Raw genomic sequence first — 19537 nt, 5'->3', positions numbered from 1 at the left:
AAGGGCGGGCCCTAAGGCCCGCCCTTCTCTCGTCTCGCGCACGGTGCCGGACCGCTCGGAGCAAGAAGTTCCCACGACCCGCTCATCACCCCCGGAGCGCCCATACGGCCCAGGGGGCCGAGCCGCGTCCGGCACCGCGCGGATCGGAGTCTACAACCGCCCGGTCACCAGGGTTCGCACATTCGCGACGCCGTTCTCGAAGGGCAGGTCCTCGTCCTCGGGCTCCTCCTTCGGCCCGCCCGAGCGCTGCTTGATCGAGACCTCTTCGAGCGGGATCGCGAGCAGGGCGGACATCGCGTTCTCCTTCTCGCTGGCCTCGCGCGACCGCTCGGAGCGCCCCTCCGCGAACCGGTCGATGAGGGCCTTGAACGTGTTCCATCGCTCATCCCCGTCCTCCACGAGCCGGGCCTCGGCGTGCACGACCACGCTCCGGTAGTTCATCGAGTGGTGGAACCAGGACTTGGAGAACACGAGCCCGTCGACCACGGTGGCGCTCACCGTGACCGGGAACGGTCCGCGCGCGCCCAGACCCATGCTCCCGCCGGTGGAGCCGTGGACGTAGAGCGTGTCGCCCACGCGCACATGGAACGTCGGGAGGATGCGGGGCGCGCCGTCGGGGCCGACGAACGCGAGGTCGCAGAACAGCGCCTCGTCGAGGACCCGGTAGGACTCGGCCCGCTCGTAGGTGACCCGCTCGCGCGAGCGCTTCGGCGTCGTGCGCTCCGTCTGCTCGAACCGGCCGGTGGAGGGGCATTCGAGGGTGGACATCGAGGGGGGCTCCCATCTGGATTTTCTGTACTGATACAATACTTGAGTTATGTCGGTACAGTATCAGATCACCGGTGCCGCGGCAACCGAGATCGCCGCCAGCGTCGAGGCCGGCGTGCGCTCCGGCGAGCTCGCGCCCGGCCGCACCCTGCCCCCCGTCCGCAAACTCGCCGCCGACCTCGGCGTCGCGCCCGGCACCGTCGCCTCCGCCTACCGGCGGCTGCGCGAGCGCGGCGTGGTCGAGACCGGCGGCCGCGCGGGCACCTTCGTGCGCCAGCGGTCCGCGTTCACGCCCGTCGGCACGCTCACCGTCCCCGCCGGGGTCCGCGACCTCGTCTCCGGCGAGCCCGACCCCGCGCTCCTGCCCGACCTGAGCCTCCTGCGCGGGAAGGTCGAGATCAGCGGCGGCAACTACCGGGACGGCGGCCCCTGCCCCGACCTGCTCGACCTCGCCCGCGACCGCTTCGCCGCCGACGGCGTCCGCGGCGAGCTCACCGTCGCCTCCGGCGCGCTCGACGCGTTCGAGCGCGGCCTCGCCGCCCGCCTCGAACCCGGCGACACCATCGCGATCGAGGAGCCCACCTGGGCCAGCGGCCGCGACCTCCTCCTGGCCGCCGGGTACCAGGTCGCGCCGATCGCCATCGACGGCGAGGGCCCGCTCCCCGGCCAGCTCGACACGGCGCTCGCCTCAGGCGCCCGCGCGTTCATCCTCACCTCGCGGGGCCAGAACCCCACGGGCGCAACGGTCTCCGCCGAACGCGCGCAGCAGCTCCGCGACGTGATCGCCCGCCACCGGGGCGTCTTCGTCATCGAGGACGACCACTGGGCCGAGCTGTCGCAGACGCCGCTGCACTTCGTCGCCGACGCCGCCGACCGGTGGATGTTCGTCCGCTCGGTCTCCAAGCCCTACGGCCCCGACCTGCGCACCGCCCTCGTCGCCGCCGACGCCGACACCAAGGCCCGCGTCCAGGGCCGCATGGCCCTCGGCCACGGCTGGGTCTCGCGGCTCCTCCAGCACTTCGTGATCGCCGCGTGGACCGACGACGGCGTCGCCGAGACGATCCGCCGGGCCGGGCGCACCTACGTCGAGCGCCAGACCGCGCTGCGGGAGGCCCTGGCCGCCCGCGGGATCGCGACGTGGGGGACCTCCGGCCTCAACCTGTGGGTGCCCGTCGCCGACGAGACGGCCGCGGTCGTCTCCCTGCGCGACGCCGGGTACGCCGTCGCCCCCGGCCGCGGCTTCTCCTTCCACGGCGACCAGGGCATCCGGGTGAGCACGGCCCGCCTCGAACCCGACGCCGCCCCCGCGGTCGCCGACGCGATCGCCTACGCCTCCGGTCCGGCCGCACCACCGGTCTGACCGGGTCCGGGCCCTCCTCAGGCCCGGCACGGCCGAACCACCCGATCCGGCCGACAACTCCAGAAAGGACACCCCGTGACCGCTACTGCACAGCCGGACACGACCCAGATCCAGAAGCGGGTCCTGCGGACCCTCTTCGCCACGCAGGTGCTCGGCGGCCTCGCCGTGGGCATCGGCATCGCCGTCGGCGCCCTCCTCATCGAGGACATGACGGACTCCTCGACGTACGCGGGCCTCGCGCAGAGCCTCTTCGTCGGCGGCTCCGCGCTCGTCGTGGTCCCCGCCGTGCGCATCACCGAGCGGTACGGCCGCCGCGGCGGCCTCGCCTTCGGCTACGCGTGCGCCGTCCTCGGCACCCTGGTCATCATCACGGCGATCCACCTCGACAACGCCGTGGTCGCCGTCCTCGGCTACTTCCTGCTCGGCTCGGCCTCGTTCGCCGGACTCCAGTCCCGCTACGCCGCAGCCGATCTCGCGCCCGAAGCGCGCCGCGGCTCCCACCTGGCGATCGTCGTGTGGGCCACCACGCTCGGCTCCGTCGTCGGCCCCTCGGTCGCCGGGCTCGCCGAGCGCGCCTGGGCCGACTGGTTCGGCGGCCCCGAGTACGTCGGCTCGATGGCCGCGATCGGCGTCCTGTGCGTCGTCACGGCCGCCGTCATCGGCGTGTTCCTGCGCCCCGACCCGCTGCTCACCGCCCGCCGGATCAGCGGCGAGACCGACGCGCCGCGCCGCTCCATCGCCGACGGGTACCGCACCGCGAAGGCCAACCCGGCCGTGCGCACCGGCGTCGTCGCCGCGGCCCTCGGACACTTCGTCATGGTCGGCGTCATGGCGATGACGGCCCTGCACATCAGGCACGGCATGGCCGACCCCGACCAGGCCCTCACCGTCGTCGGCGTGATCCTCGGCCTCCACATCGGCGGCATGTACGCCCTCGCGCCGGTCGTCGGGCGCCTCGTGGACCGCCACGGCTCGCGCCCGGTCCTGGTGGGCGGCACCGCGGTCCTCGTCGCGGCGTGCGCGGTCGCGGGCTCGGCGCCCGCGGACGACCACGTGCGCATCAGCATCGGGCTGGTCCTGCTCGGCCTCGGCTGGTCCGCGATGACGGTGGGCTCGGCCGCGCTCGTCACCGGCGCGGTCACCCCGGCGCAGCGTCCGTCCACGCAGGGCTTCTCGGACCTGGTCATGGGCCTGGCGGCCATGGGTGCGGGCATCGCCTCGGGCCCGATCGTGGAGTACTGGGGCTACGGCATCCTGTGCGTCTTCTGCGCCGTCGTGGCGCTGTGCGTCGTCCCGTTCCTCATGGGCGGCTTCGCTGGCCCGAAGCCCGCCGAGGAATCCGCTTAAGGCCTATATCCTATAGGATATAGGATATAGGATATAGCATTCAGTAGCCGTAGGCGCTGGGCGCGTTCTGGCCGCCGTCGACCGGCACGACGGCGCCGTTCACCGCTCTCGCCTTGTCCGACAAGAGGAACGAGATGACCTCCGCCACGTCCTTGGGGTCCACCAGCTCCTTCGCGGGGAACTCGTCGAGGAACGCCTCGTAGCGGCCGGGGTCCGCCACGCGCAGCCGGTCCCAGTTGCGGTCGGGGATGAGCATCGACCCGGGCGCGACCGCGTTGACGCGCACGCCCGTCGGCCCCAGCTCGCGGCCGAGGATCGTCGCGGCGTGGTTGAGCGCGGCCTTCGTGGAGCCGTACGCCAGGCCGGGGGAGGGCTTGGACCCGGAGATCGAGGAGACCAGCACGGCCGCGCCGCCGCGGCGCCGCAGCTGCGGCAGGGCCGCCTTGAGCACGGTCATGGCGTTCACGACGTTGACGTTGAGCGTGTAGGCCCAGTCGTCGGGCTCGGTGTCGGCGAGGCTGCGGCCGCGGGCGCCGCCGACGTTCGCGACGACCCCGCCGAGGTCCCCGAGGCGCCGGCCCGCCTCGTGCACGAAGTCGACCAGCAGCTCCGCGTCGTTGACGTCGAGCGCGCGCGAGGCGACCTGCACGTCGTACTCGGCGCGCAGCTTCGCCGCGAACTCGTGGAGCGGGGCGGCGTTCCTCGCGCACAGTGCCAGCGGGACGCCTTGGGAGGCCAGGAGTTCGGCCGTGGCCTGGCCGAGGCCGTGGCTCGCTCCGGTGATGAGGACAGGACTGTTGAGTTGCATGCCGTTCATTTTGACCTGCCGTGTCTCGTCCGGTCCACGTCCGACCGGCGGGGGCCGCCCCGCCGGTCGGGCCTTCCGCGGTGAGCACCGCGGATCCACCGGGCGCGGCACTTCGCCCCGCCCGCGGTGCCGAGCACGTCTAACGCCAGGCGGATAGAGGATTGTCCAGGCGGCCCGCGTAGATCAGGCTCTCCTCCTGGTTCTCGATGTTCACCATCTGCTGGTTGTCCTTGAGCTGCAAGCGGTTCAGGCACGAGAGCGGGAACGCGTCCTCGAACAGCGGGAACCGCGCGAAGGCTGCTTCCAGCTCGGGGTGGGACTTCTCATAGTCCTTGAGCGCCTCCGCGGCGATCCGCCAGAACTCGTCCTCGCTGAGCACCCCGTCAATGTGCAGGATTCCGGCGAGGAACCGCAGGAAGCAGTCGGCCACGTCGGTGAGGATCGACAGCGCCCGCACCCCGTCGGGCACCTCGGCCCGGATGCGCCCGATCGCCTCGGGCACCTCCGTGGCCGGTTCCAGGACCGCGCACTCCTCGCCGATGTCCTTGAGGAACACCCGCTCCACGGCCCCGTCCTTGAGCACCAGGATGATGTTCTCGCCGTGGGGCATGAACACCAGCCCGTACCGGTACAGGCAGTGGACGAGCGGCACCAGGTACGCGTCGAGGTACCCGCGCAGCCAGTCGGCCGGGCGCAGGCCCGAGCGGCGGATGAGCGCCGACGCGAACGGCCTGCCGTCGCGGTCGACGTGCAGCAGCGAGGCCATCGTCGCCGCGCGCTCCCCCTTGGCCAGCTTGGGGACCGGGCTCTCGCGCCACAGCGCCGCGAGCATCTTCCGGTACGGGGAGCCCTTCGGCGCCCCGGCCGTGTAGGCGGGGTGCCGGTACCCGACGGCGGCCCGCTCGCGCAGGACCGTGACGCCGTGGCGCTTCAGGGTCGGGTCGCCGTGGACGAGGTCGGCCACCCAGTCGCAGATCGCGGGCGTGACCTCCATGTACTCGGTCGACAGGCCCCGCATGAAGCCCATGTTCAGGACCGACAGGGCGGTCTTGACGTAGTCGCGGCCCGGCTCGGTGCGGTCGAAGAACGTGCGGATCGACTGCTGCGCCTGGAACTCGTCGTGGCCCTCGCCGAGGGGGATGAGCCGCCCGGCGGCGATCTCGGGCGCGAACGTCACGGAGATCTTGTTGCGCCACTGCCACGGGTGCACCGGGATCAGGTACACGTCCTCGTAGGACAGTCCGCGGTCGGTGAGCACCGACGCGAAGTACTCGCGGGAGTCGGCGTCGACCTGGGTGTCGAGGAGCCACTGGAAGTCCAGCTCCGGCGAGGCCGCGAACATCGCGTGCTCGCGCCTCGCGGCGAGCCACATGAGCCGCACGCCCGCCCCGGCCTCGGGCGCGTAGGCCCGGTAGTCCTCCGAGGTGAACCCGAGCCGCCCCGACCCGGCCACGAAGCACGGGTGCCCGCCGGTCATGGCCGCCTCGATCGCCTGGAAGCCCGCGCCCACGAGCGCCGCGGCGGTCGGCTGGTCCTCCGCGAGCTGGAACGCCCCGCGGTTGACGGTGGCGGCGACCTCTTCGAGGTACACCGGCAGCACGGTGTCGCTCAGGCCCAGCTCGCCCTTGAACGCCAGGAAGAACGCGGCCGCGTCCGGTTCGAGGGCCGCGCCGCCGGCGCCGGTCCGCTCCAGCGAGTCCGGGTCCACGACCCAGTGGTCGAGCTTGAACCGCCGCGCGGTGAACCGGTACCGCTCGCCGGAGGCGTTGAGCACGTAAGCCTCCCCGTCCCTGACGGGCACGAGCAGCCGCTCGTGGGCGAACTCGCCGATGGCCTTGGCCAGCAGGTTGCGGGTGGCCCGGCCCCACAGGGCCGGGGTCAGGTGGTCGATCGCGCTCACGCGTTCACTCCTTTGGCTTCGGACCGCTCGAAGTCCATGCGGGTGCAGAAGCTCAGCAGCGCCTCCTTGTCCTTGAGCGCCACCGTCCTCTCGGGACTGAAACCGGCGAACGCGTTCAGCCGGTGGATGGCCTCGTTGCCGGAGTCGGGCTCGACCACGACGCGCTCGGCGCGGAACCCGTCGAACAGCAGGTGCATCACCGCGGTCATGACGCCGCGCGTGAACCCGGGGATCGGCTTGTCCGTGGGGGCCGTGAGCACGTGCATGCCGACGTCGCCCGGCAGCGGGTCGTACACCGACGCCAGCTCCGAGTGGGCCGGGTCGTAGACCTCGACGAGGAACCGGGCCCGGTAGTGGTACAGCCCCATGTACGCGAAGTGGTGCGGATCGTCCTGGATGGACTCGTGCTCGGCGAGCACGTCGGCCACGGCGGCGTCCTGCATCATCCAGTAGCGCGCCTTGGGGTGCGTGACCCACTCGTGCAGCAGCGGCGAGTCGGTCGGCGGGTCGACCGGGCGCAGCCCGAAGTCGCCGAGGCTCGGATGCAGGTGGTAGAAGGACTTGGGGGCGGTCGCGGTGATCATGGCGTGGGTGCTCCGAACTCCTGGAAGCCGATTCGCTGCTCGATGGGGTAGACCTCCCGGCCGGTCATCGACCGGATGATCCAGGAGTTGCGGTGGGCGGCCATGCCCAGGTCGGGGGCGGTGAACCCGTGGGTCGCGAGTTCGGCGTTCTGCACGAAGACCTCGCCCGCGCCCGCCTTGTCGACGCTGTAGTCGCGGCGGGGCTCCAGGCGGCCGGTCGCGTCGAAGCGGAGCCGGTCCCGGACCTGGTCGAGGAAGGCCGGAACGCGGTAACTGTAGCCGGTGGCGAGCACCAGGCCCTCGGTGACCAGCTCGAAGCTCCGGTCCTGCTCGTGCTGGCGCACACCGAGCCGCACGCTCCCGCTCCCGGTTGCCTTCTCGACGGTGCAGTTGGTGAACAGGCGCGTGGGCACCGACCCCATGGTGAACCGCTTCTCGTACAGCACGTCGAAGATGTCGTCGATGAGCTCCGCGTTGATGCCCTTGTAGAGCCCCTTGTGGGCCTGGTTGAGCTCGTCGCGCTTCGCCGCCGGGAGACCGTGGAAGTAGTCCACGTACTCCGGGCTGGTCATCTCCAGCGTCAGCTTCGTGTATTCGAGCGGGAAGAACCGGGGCGAGCGGGTCACCCAGTTGAGCTCGTACCCGCCCTCCTCGATGCCGCCCAGGAGGTCCCGGTAGATCTCGGCCGCGGACTGGCCCGAGCCGACCACGGTGATCGACTTGCAGCCCTTGAGCTTCTCGCGGTGCTCCAGATAGGACGAGGCGTGGCATACGGTCCCGGACTCCAGCTCCCGGCACGCGGGCGGCACCCACGGCGGCGTCCCGGTGCCGAGCACCAGGCGCCGGGCGCGGTCGGTGCGCGTCCCGCCCGGCCCCTCGGAGGTGACGGCGTACGCGCCCTCCTCCCAGGCCACGGCGGTGACCTCCCGCTCGAACTCCAGGCCGTCCATCCGCTTCGCGGCCCAGCGCAGGTAGTCCTGGAACTCGGCGCGGAGCTGGAAGAACGACTCGCGGATGTAGAACGGGTAGATCCGCCCGGTCTCCTTGAGGTAGTTCAGGAACGAGTACGGCGAGGTCGGGTCGGCGAGCGTCACGAGGTCGGCCATGAACGGGACCTGCATGGTGGTGCCCTCGATGAGCATCCCGGGGTGCCAGTCGACGTTCGGCTTGCGCTCCAGGAACAGCCCGTCGAGGTCGAGCGGGCCGGTGAGCGCGGCGAGCCCGAGGTTGAACGGCCCGAGGCCGATGCCGATGAAGTCGCGGACGGTCACTTGGCCTCCTTGCCGTGGCGCGCGAGCGCCTCCAGCACCGGGACGACGTCCTCAAGGGACGTCTCGGGGTTGAGCAGGGTGAGCTTGAGGGCGATGCGGCCCTCGACGCGGGTCGCGGCGACCATGCCCTCCCCGGAGGCGGCGAGGGCCTCGCGGGCGAGGCGGTGCCGGTCGTCGTCGGCGCCCGCGAGCCGGAACAGGACGGTCGAGAGCTGCGAGGGCGGCGCGGCGACCTCGAAGCGCGGGTCGGCGGCGAGCCAGTCCCAGGTCTCGTCGGCGAGCGCGCAGACCCGGTCGAACATGGCGCCGACGGCGTCGGGCCCCAAGGTGCGCAGTGTCATCCACAGCTTCAGCGCGTCGAAGCGGCGCGTGGTCTGGAGGCTCTTGTCCACCTGGTTCGGCAGCGCGCCCTCGGCGGGGTTGAGGTAGTCGGCGTGGTGCGTGACGTGGCGAAGCGCGGCCCGGTCCTTGACGATGAGCGCGGAGGAGCTGACGGGCTGGAAGAACGACTTGTGGTAGTCCACGGTGACCGAGTCCGCGTGCGCGGCGCTGTCGAGGAGCGCGCGGTGCTCCAGCGAGACGAGGAGGCCGCACCCGTACGCGGCGTCCACGTGCAGCCAGACCCGGTGCGCGGCGGCGATCTCCGCGATCGGCCCGAGGGGGTCGACGGACCCGAAGTCGGTGGTCCCGGCGGTGGCGACGACCGCGGCGGGCACGTCCCCCTGCTCGCGGCAGGTCTCGATCGCGGCGTCGAGGGCCGCGGGGTTCATGCGGAACCAGTCGTCGGCGGGCACGGTCACCACCGCCTCCTCGCCGAGCCCGAGGAGCCTGGCGGCCTTGACGACCGAGAAGTGCGAGTGCGGGGAGGCGAAGAACCGCAGGCGCGGCAGGACCTCGACGCCCCGCAGCGGGGTCCCGGACTCGACGCGGTGCTTGAGGAGCACGGCCTCCACGGCCTCTTCGCGGGCGAGGAGCAGCGCGTGCAGGTTCGACTGCGTCCCACCGGAGGTGAACACGCCGTCGGCGCTCGCGCCGAAGCCGATCCGCCGCGCGGTCCACTCGATGAGCCGCTGCTCGATGAGGGTGCCCCCGGCGCTCTGGTCCCAGGTGTCCACGGAGGTGTTCACGGCCGCGAGGACGGTCTCGGCGGCGACGGCCGGGAGCGCGACGGGGCAGTTGAGGTGGGCGAGGTAGCGCGGGTGGTGGAACCAGACGGCGTCGTCGAGGTAGAGCCCGCCGACCTCCTCGAACGCGGCCTCGAAGGACTCCAGGGGCCGGTCGAGGTCCACGGCCGCGACGGCGGGAGCGAGGTCCGCCGGTGCGGCTCCGGTCCAGGGCCGCTCGACGGCGGCGAACCGCTCGGCCAGGCGGGCGGCGACGTCGGCGACGAGGCCGCGGTAGGCGGTCGCCGTGTCGCGGCCGAGGAGGGCCGGGGGAGCGGTGCGGTCGAGCGGCGCGGGGGCCGGACGGAGGTCGGCGCTTGTCGGCACGGAGGGTCACCTTTCTTGGAGGGACGGCGGAGTGCGGCGTTGTGGAACGACGCGGACGGGAACCCGGGGAGCGTGTAGGTTAGGCTAACCTAAGCTCACGAAGAGCGAAAGGGGTCATCCCGAATGGTGATGTTCTCCACGGTTCTCTGCTGGAACGGCCGCTAATCGGCTTTTGCGTGAAATTGCGGCCAACGCCGTCTTACCTCCATTGTGGAGGGACGGGACATGCTGCGCCGCAGCCGGTCCGCCGTCCGCGCGGCGGCGGTGGAAGAAGATCGCGGCGGCGCCCGGGGGGAGTCGCCGCCGCGTTCACATCATCTAGGACCGTCCGGTCGCTGTCTGTCAGCGATCCGACAGCGCTCGGGGGACTACCGGCCCTCCGCGATCCAGGCGTCCACGACGCCCGTCATCGTCTCCAGCGGGATCGACCCGCTGCTGAGGACGCGGTCGTGGAAGTGCCGCAGGTCGAACCCGTCCCCCAGCTCCCGCTCGGCCTTGGCGCGCAGGCCCTGGATGTGCCTGCGGCCGATCATGTACGCGAGGGCCTGGCCGGGCCAGGCGATGTACCGGTCGACCTCGTTGGCGATGTTCACCTCGGACAGGGCGGTGTTGTCGCGCATGTACTGCACGGCCTTCTCCCGCGACCACCCGAACGCGTGCATCCCGGTGTCCACCACGAGCCGGCAGGCCCGCCACGCGTCGAACGAGACCATCCCGAGCCGCGCCAGATCGCCGCTGTAGAGCCCGATCTCGTCGCACAGCCGCTCGGTGTACAGGCCCCAGCCCTCGCCGAACGCCGTCACGTACCCGAACTGGCGGAACTGCGGCAGGTCCTTCAGGGTCTGGCCCAGCGCGAACTGGAGGTGGTGCCCGGGGACGCTCTCGTGGAATGCGAGCGCCTCGTACTCGTACCGCGACCTCGTCTGCGGCGCATAGGTGTTCACCCAGTGCGTGCCCGGCCGCGACCCGTCGGAGGCCGGGACGGTGTAGTACGCGAGGGTCGAGCCCTTGGCCGCGTGCTCGGGGATGACCTCGACCGAGCACGGCGCGAAGTCGTACTCCAGGAACGCCGCCGGGAGCGCAGCCTCGGCCCGGCGCAGCGCCCCGGTCACGTCCGCGACGATCTCCTCCGCGGTGTCGTACCGCAGCGAGGCGTCGCTGCGCAGCCGGTCCACGACCTCGGCGACGTCCCCGGTGCCCAGCTCGCGGGCCCCGATCTCGGCGAACTCGGCCCGGTTCCGCTCGACCTCTTCGAGCCCGATCCGGTGCACCGCCTCGGGGTCGAGGTCGGTGGTGGTGAACTGCCGCGAGGCGGCCCGGTACCCCTCCTCGCCGCCCGGCACGTTGCACACGCCGACGGCCTCGTCGCCGCGGGCGAGGGGCAGGAACTCCGACTCCAGGGCCTCGCGCCACCGCGCGAGCGCGGGCCGGACCCGCTCCGCGACGAGCGCGCGGGCCTCGGCGCGCCACTCGTCGGCGTCCACTCCGGACGGCACCGGCGCGGCGAGGACGTCTCGTTCTATATCGGTCGCAAGGTAATCGCCCACCTGCTCCACGACCCCGAGCACGCCGCTCCGGGTCTGGTGCCGCCCTTCGGCCCCGGCCTGCCGGTACCGGTCCAGAACCGCGTCGAAGTGGTCGCCGAGCTTCCCGAGCCTGACGAGGTAGTCGCGGCTGCGCTGCTCGGTGTCGAGGCTCTGGCGCGGCAGCGAGGACAGCATGGAGGTGACGGGCCCGCTGATGGTGTTGCTGAGCGCGACCTCGCCCAGGCGCGCCTCGATCACCGCGGACTGGTCGTCGACGAGCCGCCCGAGCATCGAGTGCGTGATCCGGTCCTGGCCCTCCAGGGACGCCGCGTCGATCGCGGCGAGGCCCTCGCGGACCTCCGCGTGGTGGGCGAGGCGCACCGCGTCGCCGTCCCGGCTCGGGTCGCCCAAGAGGTGGTCGTAGCCGGGAATCCCGTAGAAGCTCGCCGACATGGGGTTGTCGGCCAGATGAAAGTCGAAGTACCGCTGCGCCAGCGCAGCGAGCTGCGGATCGCCCATGTGCACCTTTCCGATTCTGAGGTGCCCCGACCCTACTGCCCCCGCTAGCCGCCCGGCAAGCAAGCGTTCCGGGCCCGGCTAACTTGGCGGCGGCCTCAAGTTGCGGTACCGTTTTTGACTATGGCGTCAACTTATGAGAACGCAACAGCGACGGAGGAGCCCGAGGCTCCCGAGACCGACGCGCCCGAGCCGCAGCGGCCGGCCGCGCTCAAGGCACCGCTCCTGCTCGTGACCTCCGACGAGGCGTACGGCGTGTGCGGCGCGGACGGAGTGTGCGAGTGATGGCCGGCGAGGTCTTCGGCCGTGGCGCCGCACCCGTGACCATCGACGTCTGGTCCGACGTCATGTGCCCCTTCTGCTACATGGGCGACGCGCTCCTGGGCCAGGCCCTCGAACGCTTCCCCCACGAGACCGTCACCCGCTACCACGCGTTCCAGCTCATGCCGGACCTGCCGAGCGACAAGCCAGCGAACGTGCTCGACATCCTGGAGAAGGAGAAGGGCTTCCCGCGCGAGCAGGCCGCGGCCATGAACGCGCAGGTCGCCGAGCGCGGCAAGACCCTGGGACTCGACTACCGCTTCGACACCGCGCTCGCGGTCAACACCCGCGACGCCCACCGGCTCTCCCACTTCGCCGCCGAGCACGGCAGCCAGACCGACGTGGTCCACCGCCTGTTCAAGGCCTTCTTCACCGACGGCCTCAACGTCGCCGACCACGACGTGCTCGCCGACCTCGCCGCCGACACCGGCCTCGACCGCGCCGCGGCCCTGACCGCCCTCAAGAACGGCGACTACGACGACGCCGTGGACGCCGACATCCGCCAGGCCCGCGAGCTGCGCGTCACCGGCGTCCCGTTCTTCGTGATCGACGGCAAGTACGGCGTCTCCGGCGCCCAGCCCGTCGAGGCGTTCCTCCAGGCCCTCGACACCGCCTGGTCCAACCGCTAGCCAGACCGGCCGCGGCCCTCCATGACCTGCTCGACCTGCTCGGGCGTCAGGGCCGCGGTCGGCAGCGGGCGCGCCCCCTCCGACCGGAGCCCGTCCAGCGTGAACGCCAGGTTCCGCCGCCACGCGTCCGGCGCCGCGCCCCTGGTGAACCGCACCAGCATCGCGTTGGACCAGAACACGAACAGCAGGTCCTCCGCGGCGAAGTCCGCCCGCAGCGACCCGTCGGCCTGCGCCCGCTCCGCGATCCGCCGCGCCTGCTCCTGCGACCGGTGGCAGACCTCCGCGAGCCGCGCCGTCCCCGGATGGCTCCGCGAGATCACGTCGTTCAGCGCCAGGTTCTGCACCTGGAGCTCGCACACCCGCTCCACGTACTGCGCGAACCCCTCCCACGGGTCCGCGCACGCCAGCGCCCGCCCCGCGGCGGTGTCGAGCCGCTCCTCCGCGTACTGGGGGACCACGGCGTCGATGAGGCCCTCGCGGCTGCCGAACCGGTGGTAGATCGTCCCGGTGCTCACCCCGGCGCGCTGCGCGATCGCGTCGAGGGGCGCGTGCAGGCCGCGCTCGCCGAAGACCTCGGCGGCGGCGCACAGCAGCTTCTCGATGTTCCGGCGGGCGTCCGCCCGCACCGTCCGCGCCTCGCCCACGGCCGCCCCCTTCATCTCGACTGCCTCATCTTGACAGCGGCCTCAACTTTACCGCGTTGCGCGCGGCCCCCGCCCGTGCGAAGCTGGCCCGATGCCGACCCCCGACCATCTGTTCTTCTGGAACGAGAAGCCCGAGTCCGACGGCCCCGGCCGCGGCTGCCTGAGCCAGTGGTGGCCCTCGGCGTTCACCGACGACGGCCACCGGTACGACACCGCCGAGCACTACATGATGGCGCACAAGGCATGGCTGTTCGGCGACACCGAGGCCGCCGACCGCATCCTCGCCTCCGGCCACCCGCGCAACGCCCAGAAGCTCGGCCGCCAGGTCCGCGGCTACACCCAGGACGGGTGGGAGGCCGCGCGGCTCGCGATCGTCGTGCGCGGCAACGTGCTCAAGTTCGGCCAGCACCCCGACCTCCTCGAATTCCTCCGCTCGACCAGCGACCGCGTCCTGGTCGAGGCGAGCCCCAAGGACCGCATCTGGGGCATCGGCCTCGCCGGGGACGACCCGCGCGCGGCCGACCCGGACGCGTGGCTCGGCCTGAACCTCCTGGGCCGGGCCCTCATGGAGGCCCGCGCGCAGCTCACCGCATGAGGAAGGGCCGGTCGCACCGCGACCGGCCCTTCCCCTCGCGTCCTAGCTCAGCCCGTTGTCGGCGAGCCACTGCTTCGCGATGTCGGGCGTCGACATCTGGTCGACCGTGCTCTGCACGTTCAGCCCGACCAGGCCCTCCGGGGTGAGCGCGGCGCTCACCGCGTTGATCACCTCGGACACCTCGTCGGCGATGTCCTCGCTGACCAGCGGGACCACGTTCGACGCCAGGAACAGCGACTCGGGGTCCTCCAGGACCACGAGGTCGTCGGTCTGGATGCGCGGGTCCGCGGTGAACACGTTCGCGACGTTCACGGTCCCGGCCACCAGGTCCTCCACGGTGGTGTCGCCGGTCGCCGAGAACTCGACCTGCACGCCGTAGACGTCTTCGAGCCCGGTCGGCCCGTAGGGGCGCTCGGCGAGCTCGGGCGGGCCGCCGAGGGTGAGCGTCTCGGAGACGTTCGCGAGGTCGGCGATCGAGGCGAGGCCGTTCTCGTCGGCGAACGCCTTGGTCACGGTGTAGGAGTCCTGGTCGCTCGCGGTCGACTGCTCCAGCACCGTGAGGCCCTCGGGCAGGGCCCCTTGCAGCGCGGCGTAGACGTCCTCGGGGGAGCGGGCCTCGGTCTCGGCGTCGAAGAACTGGAGGAGGTTCCCGGTGTACTCGGGGAACAGCGTGATCGCGCCGCTCTCCAGCTCCGGGATGTAGGCGTCGCGCTGGCCGATGCTGAAGCGCCGCTCGACCTCCTGCCCGGCCCCTTCGAGGGCCTGGGCGTAGATCTCGGCGACGATCTCGTTGGAGTAGTAGGCCTGGGAGCCGATGACGATGGCGCCGTTCGCGGACTCGCCGGTCGACTCGTTCTCGCCGAGCGGGTCCTCGGAGGAGCAGCCGGTCATCGCGATGGCGGTGCCGAGGACCGCCGCGGCGGCGAGTCCAGTGCGTATGCCCCGCATTCTGAACATGGGTCTTCCTTCCACTGATGGGTCTGGCTCGGGTGGGTGGGTGTCGGGTCAGGTGGCGTTCTCGGCGCGGCGCCTGGGCGCGAGGCCCTGGGCGGCGAGCACGCCGTGCGGGACGGCGGCCCACTGGGCGAGGGCCAGGAGCGCGTCGAGGACGAGTGCGAGGACGGCGACGAGCACGGCTCCGCCGAGGACGACCTCGTACCGGCGCAGGCTCAGTCCGGTGATGATCGGCAGGCCCAGGCCGCCGAGGTTGACGTACGCCGCGATGGTCACCGTGGCGACCACTTGCAGCACCGCGGAGCGGAACCCGCCGACGAGCAGCGGCAGCCCGAGCGGGACCTCCACGCGCCACAGGATCTGCGCCTCGGTCATGCCGACGGCGCGCGCGGCGTCGACGGTGCGCCGGTCGATGGCCTCGAACCCCGCGTAGGCCCCTGCGAGCAGCGGCGGGATCGCGAGGATCACGAACGTCACGACCGCCGCTTCGGGCTTGTGGAGCACGCCGAACAGGAGCACGAGCAGGACCAGCAGGCCGAACGAGGGGACGGCGCGCGCGGCGCCCGCGAACGCCACGGCGACCTCGCGGCCCTTCCCGGTGTGGCCGATGGCCCACCCGAGCGGGACGGCGAGGACCGCGGCGATGCCGACGGCGATCGCGGTGAAGTACAGCTGCTGGAGCAGCAGGTGCTGCAGCGCGTTGGGCCCGGTCCACTGCTCGGGGTCGGTGAGCCACTTGAAGGCTTCGGAGAGGAGGTTCACGCGGCGGCCTCCGCGGTCGGTTCGGCGGCGGGCTTCCGCTTGGCCGGGGCTTTGCTTCGCGCCCAGGGCATCAGGGCCCGCCCGGCGAGCATGAGCAGGAGGTCCACGAGCAGCGCGATGAGCGCGACCGCGACGATTCCGGCGAGGACCTCGGGGATGATGCGGCGCTGGAGGCCGTTGGTGAACAGGTAGCCGAGGTTCGTGACGCCCACGAGGATGCCCACGGTCGCCAGCGAGATCGTGCTGACCGCGGTGACCCGCAGGCCCGCGAGGATCACGGGCCCGGCGAGCGGCAGGTCCACGGCCCAGAACCGGCGTCCGTCGCCGTACCCGACGGCGGTGGCCGAGCGGCGCACCGCGGGGTCGACCGAGTCGAGGCCGTCGGTGACGGCCCGGACCATGATCGCGATGGCGTAGATCGTCAAGGCGATCACCAGGTTCGTCTCGCTCGTCGCCGGATAGCCCGCGACGACCGGGAGGATCATGAGCAGCGCCAGCGACGGGATCGTGTACAGCAGGCCGGTCACGGTGATGACCCACCCGCGCAGGAGCCGGTACCGCCACGCCACCCACCCCAGGGGCAGGGACAGGAGGAACCCGGCGACGATCGCGATGACGCTCTGCCGCAGGTGGTCGAGCGTCAGGGTGCCGATCAGGTCGAGGTTGTCGGACACCCAGTCCATTCAGGCCCCGCCTTCGACGAGGACGCCCTGCGTGCGCCCCTCGGCGTCCACGAGCACCGGCCCGTGCGGGGTCTGCTTGACCCGCAGCGCCCTCTTGCCGCGCTCGGCGCCGATGAACGCCGCCACGAACTCGTCCGCGGGGTTCTCGGTGATCTCGCTGGGGCTGCCGACCTGGAGCCGCTGCGCGCCCGCGGCGAGGATCGCGACCTGGTCGCCCAGGAGGAACGCCTCGTCGATGTCGTGCGTCACGAACACCACGGTCTTGTCGAGCTCCTGCTGCAACCGGATGAGCTCCGTCTGGAGCTCGGCGCGCACGATCGGGTCGACCGCGCCGAACGGCTCGTCCATGAGCAGGATGTTCGGGTCGGCGGCGAGCCCGCGGGCGACGCCCACGCGCTGCTGCTGCCCGCCCGAGAGCTGGCTGGGGTACCGGTCGGCCATCGTCGCGTCGAGGCCGACGGTCTCCATGAGTTCGAGGGCCCGGGCCCGCGCGGCCCGCCTCGTCCCGCCGTTGAGCCGCGGCACGGTCGCGATGTTCTCGGCGACGGTGAAGTGCGGCATGAGGCCGCTGTTCTGCATGACGTAGCCGATGCTCCGGCGCAGTGCGACGGCCTTCTTGGCCGCGACGTCCTCGCCGTCGATCTCGACGGTCCCGGAGGTCGGCTCGACCATCCGGTTGATCATCCGCAGCAGCGTCGTCTTCCCGCAGCCCGAAGAGCCCACGAACACCGTGGTCTTCCGCGACGGGATCACCAGGTCGAACGAGTCGACGGCGACCGTCCCGTCGGGGAATCGCTTGGTGACGTTGCGGAACTCGATCATCGGGCTCCTCCTATGGGTCCGGGCGCTCACGCGACACTACCCGATTTGCACCAGCCCTACCCTTCCTCCGCGCTTACGTTTTCCGAAACAGAGTGTTCGACTCGGATACTTCGCTCGCCCGCGCCGGTATGGTGGGGCGCAAACGAACGGAGAGGAGCCGGACATGGCGGAGCAAGTGGACGCGGTCGTCGTGGGCATGGGCCCCGGAGGCGAATCGGCGGCGGCGACGCTGGCCCGCGCCGGGCTGACCGTCGTCGGCGTCGAACGGCGCCTCGTCGGCGGCGAATGCCCCTACTACGGGTGCATCCCCACCAAGATGATGGTCCGCGGCTCCGACGCGCTCGCCGAGGCCCGCCGCGTCCCCGCCCTCTCCGGCGCCGCCGACGTCACCCCCGACTTCGCGCCCGTCGCCGCCCGCATCCGCGGCGAGGCCACCGACGACTGGAACGACCAGGTCGCCGCCGACCGCTTCACCGACGCCGGCGGCCGCCTCGTCCGCGGCGAGGCCGTCGTCACCGGCCCCGGCGCCGTCCGCGTCGGCGACCAGGACTTCACCGTCGCCAAGGCGATCATCCTCAACACCGGCACCGAACCGGCCGTCCCCCCGATCCCCGGCCTCGCCGACACCCCCTACTGGACCAACCGCGACGCCGTCGCGGCCACCGAGGCGCCCCACTCGCTCATCGTCCTCGGCGGCGGCGCCATCGGCCTCGAAATGGCCCAGGCGTTCTCCCGCTTCGGCACCCAGGTCACCGTCTTCGAGGCCGCCGACCGCCTCCTGGCCCTCGAAGAGCCCGAGTCCGGCGACCTGATCGCCGGGGTCTTCCGCACCGAGGGCATCGCCCTCCACACCGGCGCGGCCGTGGAGCACGTCTCCCACGACGACGGCCGCTTCGCCGTCAAGGCCGGCACCGTGACCGTCGAGGCCGACCGCCTCCTCGTCGCCACCGGCCGCAAGCCCAACATCGGCGGCCTCGGACTCGACACGGTCGGCGTCGACGCCTCGGGCCGGTCCCTCTCGCCGGACGAGCACATGCGCGTCGCCGACGGCGTCTACGCCATCGGCGACATCGCGGGCCACGGCGCCTTCACCCACATGTCCATGTACCAGGCCAAGATCGCCACCGACCACGTCCTCGGCAACGACAACCCGGGCGCCGAATACCACGCCGTCCCGCGTGTGACCTTCACCGACCCCGAGGTCGGCGCGGTCGGCCTCACCGAAAAGCAGGCCAAGGACCAGGGCCTCCAGATCGCGACGTCCGTTTCCGAGATCCCGTCGTCCTCAAGGGGCTGGATCCACAAGACCGGCAACGAGGGCTTCATCAAACTCGTCGCCGACACCGACCGCGGCATCCTCGTCGGCGCCACCTCCGCGGGCCCCACCGGCGGCGAAGTCCTCTCCATGCTCACCCTCGCCGTCCACGAACGCACCCCGATCACCCGCCTCCGCCAAATGATCTACGCCTACCCGACCTTCCACCGAGCAGTAGAAGACGCCCTCTCCCGCCTCTGAGGTCGGTCCTCACGCCTCCGGCGTGCCCGCCCGGTCGCGCCGGCCCTGACGCCAGGTCTCCATGAGCTGCATGCCTTGCAGATTGATGATGACCCCCATGGCGAACATCAGCCCGGCGCCCGGCAGCGCCACCAGGAACCCGACGCCGAACGGTCCGAAGCTCGTGAAGAGCCCCAGCAGCAGCGTCAGCACCCCGAAGGCGAACATCCACCCGGCGGCCCTCCCCGCCCGCTTGACCGCCTTCTCGATCTCATCGTCAAAGTCCTTCATCACCCCAGCCTATGGACTCCGGGAACCCGGCGGGGTCCCCGGATTTCCGGCGGCCGGGGTCGAGAAGGGAAAGGACATCAAAAAAGGCCGGTCGAAAACGACCGGCCTTTCTGGGATGGCTCCCCAACTTGGACTCGAACCAAGAACCTGCCGATTAACAGTCGGCTGCTCTGCCAATTGAGCTATTGGGGAAGGGGTTCTGCCGTGGTGGCGAACCGGATACGAGACTACAGGAGGGGAGGGAGCGGGTGCCACCGGGGTCGGTGTGGTGTGGGTCCTCGGGTGGGTGGAATCGGGGGTGCGTTTCGTGCTTGGGCAGGCGGGGCACCCCGGAATGCGGCAGAATGGCCGCTGTGTGCGGGGGACGCACGGATGACGAGGCAGCGTCCGGCCCGAGGGCCGGCCGGGGAGGCAAATATGCGGAAGTGGTATCTCGTGGCCGGGTTCGCGGTCGGGTACATCCTGGGTGCGAAGGCGGGCCGGGAGCGGTACGACCAGATCGTCGACTACACGCGCCGGGTGACCGGGAACGACAAGGTGCAGCAGGTCGCCTCGTCGGTGCGCAGCCAGGCGGGGAAGGCCGTGAACGCGGCGCAGGACAAGATCAAGGACACGAAGTTCGGCGAGATCATCGAGAACTTCACCACGAGCGCCGACGAGCCCCCGAAGGCCGAGCCCTGGGACTCCGCCGGGGTCACCACCCCTGCGCGGAGTGAACGGGCCCTTCGCGAGGACTCACCGGGTTTCTAGCGATGCGATGACGAAGGGCGG

The 19537-nt window shown here is 71.6% G+C and carries 20 protein-coding genes and 1 tRNA gene; 7 read left to right on the top strand and 14 right to left on the bottom strand.

Annotated elements, in window-relative coordinates:
- Positions 1-150: 150 nt before the first annotated feature.
- Complete coding sequence (locus tag ACFFXY_RS13345; protein ID WP_382351060.1) at positions 151-768, bottom strand: pyridoxamine 5'-phosphate oxidase family protein; 618 nt, start codon at positions 766-768, stop codon at positions 151-153.
- Positions 769-817: 49 nt separating this feature from the next.
- Here ACFFXY_RS13345 and ACFFXY_RS13340 point away from each other — a divergent pair, with 49 nt between their 5' ends.
- Positions 818-2128, top strand: a complete 1311-nt coding sequence (locus ACFFXY_RS13340) for an aminotransferase class I/II-fold pyridoxal phosphate-dependent enzyme (protein WP_382351057.1) — start codon at positions 818-820, stop codon at positions 2126-2128.
- A gap of 75 nt (positions 2129-2203) precedes the next feature.
- Positions 2204-3475: an MFS transporter gene (locus tag ACFFXY_RS13335; protein ID WP_382351055.1), complete on the top strand. Its 1272-nt coding sequence runs from the start codon at positions 2204-2206 to the stop codon at positions 3473-3475.
- A gap of 40 nt (positions 3476-3515) precedes the next feature.
- Here ACFFXY_RS13335 and ACFFXY_RS13330 read toward each other — a convergent pair whose 3' ends face one another.
- The 6 genes from ACFFXY_RS13330 to ACFFXY_RS13305 all read right to left on the bottom strand — a co-directional run bounded on the left by ACFFXY_RS13330 (position 3516) and on the right by ACFFXY_RS13305 (position 11573).
- Positions 3516-4283 carry an SDR family NAD(P)-dependent oxidoreductase gene (locus ACFFXY_RS13330; RefSeq protein WP_382351053.1) on the bottom strand — a complete coding sequence of 256 codons (768 nt, stop codon included), beginning with the start codon at positions 4281-4283 and terminating at the stop codon, positions 3516-3518.
- A 139-nt stretch (positions 4284-4422) separates the two neighbouring features.
- Positions 4423-6183, bottom strand: coding sequence for an IucA/IucC family protein (locus tag ACFFXY_RS13325; protein ID WP_382351050.1), 1761 nt, complete (start codon positions 6181-6183; stop codon positions 4423-4425).
- Complete coding sequence (locus tag ACFFXY_RS13320; protein WP_382351047.1) at positions 6180-6767, bottom strand: GNAT family N-acetyltransferase; 588 nt, start codon at positions 6765-6767, stop codon at positions 6180-6182. Before ACFFXY_RS13320 ends, ACFFXY_RS13325 begins: the two co-directional genes overlap by 4 nt.
- On the bottom strand, positions 6764-8038 hold the full coding sequence (locus tag ACFFXY_RS13315; protein ID WP_382351045.1) for a lysine N(6)-hydroxylase/L-ornithine N(5)-oxygenase family protein: 1275 nt from the start codon (positions 8036-8038) through the stop codon (positions 6764-6766). Before ACFFXY_RS13315 ends, ACFFXY_RS13320 begins: the two co-directional genes overlap by 4 nt.
- Entirely contained in the window at positions 8035-9528 is a 1494-nt protein-coding gene (locus tag ACFFXY_RS13310) for a pyridoxal phosphate-dependent decarboxylase family protein (protein ID WP_382351042.1), read from the bottom strand. Before ACFFXY_RS13310 ends, ACFFXY_RS13315 begins: the two co-directional genes overlap by 4 nt.
- Before the next feature lie 368 nt (positions 9529-9896).
- On the bottom strand, positions 9897-11573 hold the full coding sequence (locus ACFFXY_RS13305; protein ID WP_382351039.1) for a DUF885 domain-containing protein: 1677 nt from the start codon (positions 11571-11573) through the stop codon (positions 9897-9899).
- 120 nt (positions 11574-11693) lie between these two features.
- Between ACFFXY_RS13305 and ACFFXY_RS13300 the strand changes: the two genes are divergently transcribed.
- Both ACFFXY_RS13300 and ACFFXY_RS13295 read left to right on the top strand, forming a co-directional pair.
- Positions 11694-11855 carry a hypothetical protein gene (locus tag ACFFXY_RS13300; RefSeq protein WP_382351036.1) on the top strand — a complete coding sequence of 54 codons (162 nt, stop codon included), beginning with the start codon at positions 11694-11696 and terminating at the stop codon, positions 11853-11855.
- A complete protein-coding gene (locus tag ACFFXY_RS13295) occupies positions 11855-12520 on the top strand; it encodes a DsbA family oxidoreductase (RefSeq protein WP_382351997.1) in 666 nt (221 codons plus the stop codon). The genes ACFFXY_RS13300 and ACFFXY_RS13295 overlap by 1 nt, the downstream gene beginning before the upstream one ends.
- Here the strand turns inward: ACFFXY_RS13295 and ACFFXY_RS13290 are convergent.
- Positions 12517-13164: a TetR/AcrR family transcriptional regulator gene (locus ACFFXY_RS13290; protein ID WP_382351033.1), complete on the bottom strand. Its 648-nt coding sequence runs from the start codon at positions 13162-13164 to the stop codon at positions 12517-12519. The two genes, ACFFXY_RS13295 and ACFFXY_RS13290, sit on opposite strands and share 4 nt — an antisense overlap.
- A gap of 91 nt (positions 13165-13255) precedes the next feature.
- Here ACFFXY_RS13290 and ybiA point away from each other — a divergent pair, with 91 nt between their 5' ends.
- Positions 13256-13759: a riboflavin biosynthesis intermediates N-glycosidase gene (gene ybiA, locus ACFFXY_RS13285; protein WP_382351031.1), complete on the top strand. Its 504-nt coding sequence runs from the start codon at positions 13256-13258 to the stop codon at positions 13757-13759.
- A gap of 42 nt (positions 13760-13801) precedes the next feature.
- On the opposite strand, the gene ACFFXY_RS13280 is transcribed toward ybiA, so the two are convergent.
- From ACFFXY_RS13280 to ACFFXY_RS13265, 4 genes are read right to left on the bottom strand one after another with little or no spacing between them, the layout of a single operon-like run.
- Positions 13802-14716 carry an ABC transporter substrate-binding protein gene (locus tag ACFFXY_RS13280; protein ID WP_382351028.1) on the bottom strand — a complete coding sequence of 305 codons (915 nt, stop codon included), beginning with the start codon at positions 14714-14716 and terminating at the stop codon, positions 13802-13804.
- A 48-nt stretch (positions 14717-14764) separates the two neighbouring features.
- Entirely contained in the window at positions 14765-15475 is a 711-nt protein-coding gene (locus ACFFXY_RS13275; RefSeq protein ID WP_382351025.1) for an ABC transporter permease, read from the bottom strand.
- Positions 15472-16158 (bottom strand): ABC transporter permease, encoded by a 687-nt coding sequence (locus tag ACFFXY_RS13270; RefSeq protein WP_382351022.1) that lies wholly within the window; start codon positions 16156-16158, stop codon positions 15472-15474. Before ACFFXY_RS13270 ends, ACFFXY_RS13275 begins: the two co-directional genes overlap by 4 nt.
- On the bottom strand, positions 16159-16980 hold the full coding sequence (locus tag ACFFXY_RS13265) for an ABC transporter ATP-binding protein (protein ID WP_382351019.1): 822 nt from the start codon (positions 16978-16980) through the stop codon (positions 16159-16161).
- A gap of 163 nt (positions 16981-17143) precedes the next feature.
- Between ACFFXY_RS13265 and ACFFXY_RS13260 the strand changes: the two genes are divergently transcribed.
- Positions 17144-18496, top strand: coding sequence for a dihydrolipoyl dehydrogenase family protein (locus ACFFXY_RS13260; protein WP_382351016.1), 1353 nt, complete (start codon positions 17144-17146; stop codon positions 18494-18496).
- Between the two features lie 9 nt (positions 18497-18505).
- Here the strand turns inward: ACFFXY_RS13260 and ACFFXY_RS13255 are convergent, their stop codons facing one another.
- Both ACFFXY_RS13255 and ACFFXY_RS13250 read right to left on the bottom strand, forming a co-directional pair.
- Positions 18506-18766 (bottom strand): hypothetical protein, encoded by a 261-nt coding sequence (locus ACFFXY_RS13255; RefSeq protein ID WP_382351013.1) that lies wholly within the window; start codon positions 18764-18766, stop codon positions 18506-18508.
- Between the two features lie 116 nt (positions 18767-18882).
- A tRNA-Asn gene (locus tag ACFFXY_RS13250) sits at positions 18883-18958 on the bottom strand.
- A 225-nt stretch (positions 18959-19183) separates the two neighbouring features.
- Between ACFFXY_RS13250 and ACFFXY_RS13245 the strand changes: the two genes are divergently transcribed.
- Complete coding sequence (locus ACFFXY_RS13245; protein WP_382351010.1) at positions 19184-19516, top strand: hypothetical protein; 333 nt, start codon at positions 19184-19186, stop codon at positions 19514-19516.
- Positions 19517-19537: the final 21 nt, after the last annotated feature.

The organism is Glycomyces mayteni (genome assembly GCF_042428885.1).
Classification (GTDB): Bacteria; Actinomycetota; Actinomycetes; order Mycobacteriales; family Micromonosporaceae; genus Glycomyces; species Glycomyces mayteni.
Note: the sequence above shows the minus strand (reverse complement) of the source record. Positions and strands in the feature narration are given on the sequence as shown.